Origin of the sequence: Pseudomonas sp. (genome assembly GCF_041601375.1) — a bacterium.
Classification (GTDB): domain Bacteria; phylum Pseudomonadota; class Gammaproteobacteria; order Pseudomonadales; family Pseudomonadaceae; genus Aquipseudomonas.
Genome location: NZ_JBFIIG010000289.1, coordinates 1 through 2689 on the forward strand (window position 1 = coordinate 1; position 2689 = coordinate 2689).

General features: G+C 60.9%; 2 protein-coding genes and 1 tRNA gene. 1 reads left to right on the forward strand and 2 read right to left on the reverse strand.

The annotated features are described in order from the left end of the window. Positions 1-176: 176 nt before the first annotated feature. Both ABZE94_RS21130 and ABZE94_RS21135 read right to left on the reverse strand, forming a co-directional pair. Entirely contained in the window at positions 177-1148 is a 972-nt protein-coding gene (locus ABZE94_RS21130) for a magnesium and cobalt transport protein CorA (protein ID WP_372878149.1), read from the reverse strand. A gap of 241 nt (positions 1149-1389) precedes the next feature. Continuing rightward, complete coding sequence (locus ABZE94_RS21135) at positions 1390-2079, reverse strand: crotonase/enoyl-CoA hydratase family protein (RefSeq protein ID WP_372878151.1); 690 nt, start codon at positions 2077-2079, stop codon at positions 1390-1392. Between the two features lie 405 nt (positions 2080-2484). On the opposite strand from ABZE94_RS21135, the gene ABZE94_RS21140 reads away from it, so the two are divergent. Further along, positions 2485-2574: transfer RNA gene (locus tag ABZE94_RS21140), tRNA-Ser, on the forward strand. The last annotated feature ends 115 nt before the right edge of the window (positions 2575-2689 follow it).

Consider the following 2689-nt stretch of genomic DNA (forward strand, 5'->3'; position numbering starts at 1 on the left):
CCGCGCCAAAGGCTGCCCGGCAGCGTCCAGTACGTCACTCAGATCCTGCGCAATAGACATAAAAAATCTGGAACCTGATAAGGGTTCCGGATTCTCCTGCTGAACAAGGATTAGTCAACAATCCTTAAGTGAACAGCATTGGGCTCACGTACCGGGCTTTTTGTTGTCCAGCCTGCTCACAGCCAGCCGTAATGCTTGAAGCTGGCATAAAGGCCGCAGCAGCCAGTGGCCAGCAAACCGAGTAGGGCGAAGTAACCATAGTGCCAGCCGAGTTCCGGCATGTATTCGAAGTTCATCCCGTAGATGCCCGCCACCGCGGTAGGAAAGGCGAGGATGGCGGCCCAGGAGGCGAACTTGCGCTGGGTGATGCTCTGTCGCGAGGACTCCAGCAACAGGCCGATTTCGATGGCGTGGTCGGCCATTTCGCGCAGGGTGGTCAGGTCTTCCAGCAGGCGGTTGACATGGATCGCCACGTCGCGAAAGTACGGGCGCATTTTCTGGTCGATAAAGGGGAAATCGAGGTGCTGCAGTTCCTGGCAAATCTCTGCCAAAGGTCCGATATAGCGACGTAAACGCAGCAAATCACGGCGCAGGCCCTGGATGCATTCGACATCGGCCTGGGTCAAGGGCCGCTTGAGCACATTCTGCTCGACCTCCTCGAGTTCGCCGTAGTAGTCGTCCATCAGCGGTCGGTAGTTTTCCAGCACGAAGCTGAGCAGGGCATAGAGCACGAAGTCTTCGCCGTGCTCGAGCAACAAGGGGCGGGCCTCGCAGCGCTCGCGCACCTGCGAGTAGGGCGCGGATTGGCCATAGCGGGCGCTGATGACGTAGCCATTGCCGGCAAACAATTGGGTTTCGATGAAATCCAGCTCGCCATTCACCTCGATCGCCGAATAGAGCACCAGAAACAGCGCGTCGCCGAAGGTTTCCAGCTTGGGCCGGGTATGGCGCTGCAAGGCGTCCTCCAGTGCCAGTTCGTGGAGGTCGTACTGGCGCTGCAGATTGGTCAGCTCCTCAGTGCCTGGGTCATGCAGGCCTATCCAGACGAAGTGGCCGGGTTTTTTCGACCATGCCTTGCCTTCATCGAGGGTTATGTCGGTGATCTTTTTGCCTTGGCTGTAGACGGCTGCGGCAACGACTCGACCCATGGCGGCTCCCTTTTGTTGGCTGCGAATGTGTGGCGAAGACCACCCATGCTCATTTTAGAGTGTTGCCGCTGGCGCCGATTTCTTCCAGGTCATCCGTTGGTGCAATGCCTGCACGCCGGGCGACCACGGCAGGGTGCCGGTTCCTGGTTCCGGACAGTGGTCTGGCGTTGCAGCTGCGTGTGGCCGTCCGCGTCCAGAGTCAGCCCGGCGCTTGGTCGGGCTGCTCTGGTATCTCGCTGGCTTAGAGTGGGAGTTGTTTGTCCAGCTCGATGGCCTGGTCGAGGGCGTCCAGCAGCGCCTTGCGCACCTTCAGCTTGGTGTTCTTGTGCGCGCTCATGTTGATCTTCTTCAGCTGCTGGGCGACCGCCTGGGCGGTGGCCAGCAGCTGCTCTGCTGGCACCAGCTTGTCGAGGAAGCCGGCATCCACCGCGCCTTGCGGGTCGAACATCTCGCCATTGATCACCGAGCGCTGGAAGGCCGATTTGCCCAGGCGATCACGTGCCAGTTCGATGCCGACGTTATGCATGGTCATGCCGATCTGCACTTCGTTCAGGCCGATGCTGAACGGCCCCTCGACGCCGATACGGTAGTCGGCCGAGAGCAGGATAAAGGCACCCTTGGCCACGGCATGGCCCGGGCAGGCGACGATGATCGGGAAGGGGTGGGCGAGCATGCGGCGAGCCAGGGTCGAGCCCGCGGTAACCAGGGCGACCGCGTTCTGCGGACCGGAGGTCATCACCTTGAGGTCGTAACCGCCGGAGAGAATGCCCGGCTGGCCGGTGACGATGACGATGGCCTTGTCCTGCTCGGCACGATCCAGTGCGGCATTGAAGGCCGCGATCACGTCCGGCGAGATGGCATTCACCTTGCCGTTGCACAGGGTCAGGGTGGCAATGCCGTCTTCCAATTGGTAGCTGATCAGGTCGCTCATGGCGGGTTCCTTGGACTGAAGTGCCACAGACGTTACCCACCCGCATCGTCCAGGTAAAGCGCCGCGGCTGACTGGTGAGTCAGCTGTGGCGGGCTTTGCGGGAGAAAAGCCTCGGGCATGGGCTGCGCCGAATGGGCTATATGCCGGCATGCCGGGTTGCCGGCGAGTCGTGCACGCAACCAAGCCCCGCTCGGGGGGATCGACGCGTTGCTGTTCGGCCTGCTGGGCTCCCTCGGCGTCCTGCTGTCCGGTCGCCGGCGTTTCGCGGCAACGCCCCTAGCTTGCCGGGCGGATACCGAACATTCGGTTTAAGCGCATGAATCTTCTGAAAAAAACTTTTGCCTTTGGCGGGCTCTTCGGCTAGATTAGCGCGCCTCGACAGACACCCAGTGTCAGCCGAGATCCGGTGAAGTGTCCGAGCGGTTGAAGGAGCACGCCTGGAAAGTGTGTATACGAGAAATCGTATCGTGGGTTCGAATCCCACCTTCACCGCCACTTTCGCAAAACCCCTGAGAGAGCAATCTTTCAGGGGTTTTTTGCTTTTGGCGTTCGGGTCGCACGTGGTGTGCCGGCGGCGTTGCTTAGCGCGGGTAGAGCGGCGGCAGTGGGC

What these genes read in the sequence shown, in the direction of transcription:
- ABZE94_RS21130 (WP_372878149.1), bottom strand. Translation starts at nt 1,148, where the DNA reads ATGGGTCGAGTCGTTGCCGCAGCCGTCTACAGCCAAGGCAAAAAGATC.
- ABZE94_RS21135 (WP_372878151.1), bottom strand. Translation starts at nt 2,079, where the DNA reads ATGAGCGACCTGATCAGCTACCAATTGGAAGACGGCATTGCCACCCTG.